The sequence below is a fragment of the Binatus sp. (SeqCode) genome, assembly GCF_050013435.1.
GTDB lineage: Bacteria > Desulfobacterota > Binatia > Binatales > Binataceae > Binatus.
Window position 1 is genome coordinate 1 of record NZ_JBEKFG010000123.1, and the last position, 5,177, is coordinate 5,177.

3 protein-coding genes are annotated in these 5,177 nt (G+C 62.5%); 2 read left to right on the forward strand and 1 reads right to left on the reverse strand.

The genetic code is table 11. The features are described 5' to 3' along the window. Positions 1-162: 162 nt before the first annotated feature. Complete coding sequence (locus tag ABSB13_RS16485; RefSeq protein WP_428110399.1) at positions 163-975, reverse strand: IS5 family transposase; 813 nt, start codon at positions 973-975, stop codon at positions 163-165. Between the two features lie 183 nt (positions 976-1,158). On the opposite strand from ABSB13_RS16485, the gene ABSB13_RS16490 reads away from it, so the two are divergent. Together ABSB13_RS16490 and ABSB13_RS16495 are read left to right on the forward strand one after the other, a co-directional pair. Then, the gene (locus tag ABSB13_RS16490) at positions 1,159-4,440 is read left to right on the forward strand and encodes an ATP-binding protein (protein WP_428110401.1); all 3,282 of its coding nucleotides are present in this window, start codon (positions 1,159-1,161) and stop codon (positions 4,438-4,440) included. Positions 4,441-4,548: 108 nt separating this feature from the next. Beyond that, a partial coding sequence (locus ABSB13_RS16495) for an ABC transporter substrate-binding protein (protein WP_428110403.1) occupies positions 4,549-5,177 on the forward strand: 629 nt, incomplete at its 3' end.

A 5,177-nucleotide genomic window follows, 5' to 3' on the forward strand; every position in this document is an offset into this window, starting at 1 on the left:
ACTGGAGAAAATATTGTCCATCTCCCCGGCATGAGCCTCCGCGGAGACGCAATTCGAAGCGACGAAGACGGCGGCCCGGGCCTTGGCGGTGAGCTGAAATTAAGGAAGTGCGGGTCGCGGATGACTTCGAGCGCGCCTTATATCAGAGGTCGGTTTCGAAAGTCATGAAGCACGAGCGATCCGACGCACGAGCAGCACGACGGATGCGGCGTAGAGGAAGGCGCGTGCGGAGTCGATGGTGGCCTCGAAGTCTTTCGCCAGTCTCCGATTGCGCCCAATCCAGGCGAAGAACCGTTCGACGACCCAGCGGCGCGGGTTTACGGCGAAGCCGATTTGGTCGGGATTTTTGCGCACGATTTCGATGGCGATCAACGTTGCCGTGGTGACTTTTTCCCCGGCATATCCGCTGTCGGCGAAGACCCGCTGGATGAACGGGAAGATGCACCGCGAGACTCGCAGAAGCGGTCCGCCGCCGTCGCGGTCCTGGACGCTCGCCGGATGCGGTTCGAGCACGAGGCCACGCCCGTCAGTGTCGACGAGCGCATGGCGCTTACGCCCATTGACCTTCTTTCCAGCATCATAACCGCGCGGTCCGCCGGCCTCGGTGGTCTTGACGCTCTGGCTGTCGATGATTGCCGCCGAGGGGCTGGCGTCGCGCCCGACCCGTTCGCGATCTGCCATCACGAGCGCGTGGTTTATCCGTTCAAAGCGCCCGTCGTCGCGCCAGGCGGCAAACCAGCGGTAAATTGTCCCCCGTGGCGGCAGGTCGCTCGGCAGCAGGCGCCACGGACAGCCCGCCCGCATGACATAGAAGATGCCGTTGATGATCTCGCGCATCGGCCACTCACGCGGCCGACCCGTCGCGCGGGGCTTCGGCAAGTGCGGCGCGATCACCCGCCACTCTGCGTCGGTCAGATCGGTCTGGTATCGGGTGACGATGCGGTTATGCTGCTCTCGAGTGGTTGGCGTCCACATGGCGAATCCAAAGTTGGTTCGAGAAAACCCTTGGAATCACGGCGGGCGCCGATGACTCAACCTTTTTCAAAAACTACTGCTGATAAGAGCCCAGGGGACTGAACTTGGACATCGACGGTTGGCTCCGCGGGATCGGTCTGGAGCAGTACGCAGACGTTTCGCGACAATGCGATCGATGCCGACGTGCTTCGTGATCTCACTGATCAGCACCTACGCGAGCTTGGCCTACCGCTTGGGGCGCGGCTCAAGCTGTTGAGGGCCGTTGCTGCGCTCGGTACTAGTGAACAGAAGCCCGCTTCGCCGGAGATCACGCCTCCCGCGCCACGCACCGACGCCGAGCGCCGCCAAGTCACGGTGATGTTCTCGGACCTGGTCGGTTCGACGGCACTCTCCGCCCGCATGGACCCGGAGGATTTACGCGAGGTCATTTCCGCCTACCAGAAATGTGTCGCCGAGACCGTGCGCCGCTTCGGCGGGTTCGTCGCGAAATACATGGGCGACGGCGTGCTGGTGTATTTCGGCTATCCGGAGGCCCATGAGCATGATGCCGAGCAGGCGGTACGCGCGGGGCTGGAGCTGATTGGTGCTGTCAGTTCGCTCAAGCATGACGCTCCCCTGCAAACCCGTGTCGGGATCGCAACCGGGCTGGTTGTCGTCGGAGATCTGATCGGCTCGGGTGAGGCGCAAGAGCGCGGCATCGTCGGCGAGACGCCGAACCTTGCGGCGCGCTTGCAAGGCGTCGCCGAGCCGAACATGGTGGTCATCGCCGATGGTACGCGAAGGCTTCTCGGCAATCTCTTCGAGCTTGCGGACCTGGGAGGAAAAGACCTCAAGGGCATCGCCGGCCCGGTGCATGCCTGGGCGGCACTGCGGGCGAGTTCGGCGGAAGGCCGTTTCGAGGCCCTGCACACGACCGGCCTGGCGGAGCTGGTAGGACGGGAAGAAGAATTCGAATTGCTGCTGCGGCGCTGGTCAAGAGCAAAGACCGGTGAGGGCCAGGTGGTGCTCCTCTCGGGCGAAGCCGGGATCGGCAAATCGCGGCTCACCGCGGCGCTGCTGGAGCGTCTCGCCGGCGAGCCACACACGCGCTTGCGTTATTTCTGCTCGCCGCAGCATACAGACAGCGCGTTCTATCCGATCAACAGCCAGATGGAACGTGCCGCCGGACTGGCGCACGGCGACACCCCACAAGCGAAGCTCGACAAGCTCGATGCGATGCTGGCGCAAACCTCGACCCCCAAACAGGATGCCGCGCTGTTTGCCGAGATGCTGTCGTTGCCGAACGACGGACGCTATCCCGCGCTCGACCTCGCCCCGGAGCAGGGCAGGCAAAGAACGCTGGACGCGTTGGCGGCACAACTTCCGCGATTGGCTAGACAGCAGCCGGTGCTGATGATCGTCGAAGATGCGCATTGGATCGATCCAACGAGTCTGGAAGTGTTCGGTCGGACGGTGGACCAAATTAAAACTCTTCCAGGGCTGCTCATCGTAACTTTCCGCCCCGAGTTCAACGCGCCGTGGGCTGGACGGTCGCATGTGACGAGCCTAGCGCTCAACCGGCTTGGAGAGCGCGAGGCTGCCGCCATCGTCGCGCGCCTTGTCGGCAACAAGGAGCTACCGCCGGATGTCATGGCCGAGATTGTGGAGCGCACCGACGGCATTCCCCTGTTCGTGGAAGAGATGACCAAAGCGGTGTTGGAGGCGGAGAGCGAGGGCGAAGCCCGGCGCACTGCTGCCTCAGTTCCGTCCCCGGCCTTGGCTCTCCCCGCGAGCTTGCACGCCTCGCTGATGGCCCGGCTCGACCGGCTCGGCCCCGCCAAGGAGGTGGCGCAGATCGGGGCGGCGATCGGGCGTGAGTTTTCGCATGCCCTGTTGACCGCGGCGGTGCGCAGGCCGGAAGCCGAACTGGGACCGGCGCTCGACCGTCTCTTTGCGGCTGGTTTGCTGTTCCGGCAGGGCGTGCCGCCGCATGCGACCTATCTGTTCAAGCATGCCCTAGTGCAGGACGCGGCCTATGGCACGCTGCTGCGCGAGCCGCGTCGCGCGCTGCACGCCCGTATCGCCGAAATCCTTGAGGGCCAATTCGCGGAGATCGCCGAGAGTCGACCGGAGCTACTGGCGCGTCACTGCACCGAGGCCGGGCTGATCGAGAAAGCTGCGGGCCTGTGGGGCAAGGCGGGACTGCGGTCTCTGGAGCGCTCGGCGTTGGTTGAAGCCGCAGCTCAACTCACCCGGACGCTCGACCAGATCGCGACCTTGCCCGCGACATCAGACCTGCGTCGTGAGCAGATGAAACTCCAGATCGCCCTCGCGAACGCTCTGATGCACGTTAAAGGCTATGCGGCACCCGAAACCAAGGCGGCTGCGGAGCGGGCACGCCTGTTGATTGAGCAAGCTGAAGCCCTGGGAGAATCTCCCGATGATCCGCTACTGTTGTTCTCCGTCCTCTACGGCTTCTGGACCGCGAGCTTCGTGGCGTTCAACGGCGACGTTGTGCGTGAGCTTTCGGCGCAATTTCTCGCACTGGCCGAGAAACAAGGAACAACGGCTCCCCTGATGATTGGGCACCGCCTTATGGCCAATTCTTTGGCGTATACGGGGGACATCGCCGAAAGTCGGGCACACTACGATCTGGCCGTGGCGCTTTATGATCCCGCCGAACATCGTGCGCTGGCGACGCGTTTTGCCGTCGATTCTGGGGTGGCGAATTTAGGCTTCCGGTCGCAAGCCTTGTGGGTGCTTGGCTATCCCGAGACCGCGCTTATGGACGCCAAGCAGGCGCTCAAGGATGCGCGCGAGATCGGTCACGCCGCCACGTTGATGTACGTGCTGTTCGTCACATCGCTCCCCCACGTCCACTGCGGAAACTACGCGACAGCAAACACGCTCGTCGACGAACTCGTCGCGTTGGCGGACGAAAAAGGTGCCTTGCTCTGGAAGGCGGACGCAATGATGTGCCAAGGCTGCGTACTAACGCTGACCCGCCAAGCCTCGGGCGCGGTAGACGTGCTCACCTCCGGACTCGCCGCATACAGATCAACGGGAGCAACATTGTGGTTGCCGTCGTGTTTGTCATATTTGGCGAGAGCCTATGCGGAACTCGGCAAAGTCGAAGACGCTTGGCGCTGCATTGGTGAAGCGATCATGGCAGTGGAGACAACCAAGGAAAAGTTGTGGGAGGCAGACATCCAGCGAATCGCAGGTGAAATCGCGCTACTGTCTCCGGAGCCGGACGCGGTGAAAGCGGAAGCCTATTTCGAGCGCGCGCTGGCGATTGCGCGCGCGCAGCAAGCAAAGTCCTTCGAACTACGCGCCGCGATGACCATGGCACAGCTTCTTCGCAATCAGGGCAAACGGGATGAGGCCTACGGGCTTCTCGCTCCGATCTATGGCTGGTTCACCGAAGGTTTTGATACGCTCGATCTGAAAGAAGCCAAGGCGCTGCTCGATGGGCTGGCGCCATGAGGGGTAAGATACCTTTCATCCTCCGGCGTGGCGCGCAGCGGAGCGGGGGAGGACGGAGCAAGAGTGGAGCGCTTGCGCTCGCGCTGCAAACGGGAGGAAAGCATGACAATGAAACGGAGTGTCGTGACCGGCCTGTTGGCGATCAGCCTCGTTTTCCCCAGCGCACTGGCTTTCGCCGCTGGCCAATACGGACCGGGCGCCAGCGACACCGAGATCAAGATTGGCAACACGATGCCGTATAGCGGCCCAGTCTCTGCCTACGGCGTGATCGGCAAGACGGAAAGCGCCTATTTCAATACGATCAATGAGCAGGGCGGCATCAACGGACGCAAGATCAACTTCATCAGCCGCGACGACGGCTACAGCCCGCCGAAGACCGTGGAAGTGGTGCGACAGCTAGTCGAGCAAGAACACGTGCTGTTTCTGTTTAATACGATCGGCACGCCACCCAACACTGCGATCCAGGGCTACCTGAACGAGAACAAGGTGCCGCAACTGTTCGTCGGCACCGGCGCCGACAAGTGGAACGATCCCAAACACTTTCCCTGGACGATGGGCGCACTGCCTAGTTACCGCCTCGAGGCGCGCATCTATGCGAGCTACATTCTCAAGAACCTGCCAAACGCCAAGATCGCGGTGTTCTATGAGAACGATGATTTAGGCAAGGACTACCTCATCGGTCTGCGCGAAGGGCTCGGCGACAAGGCGGACAAGATGATCGTGGCCACCCAGACCTA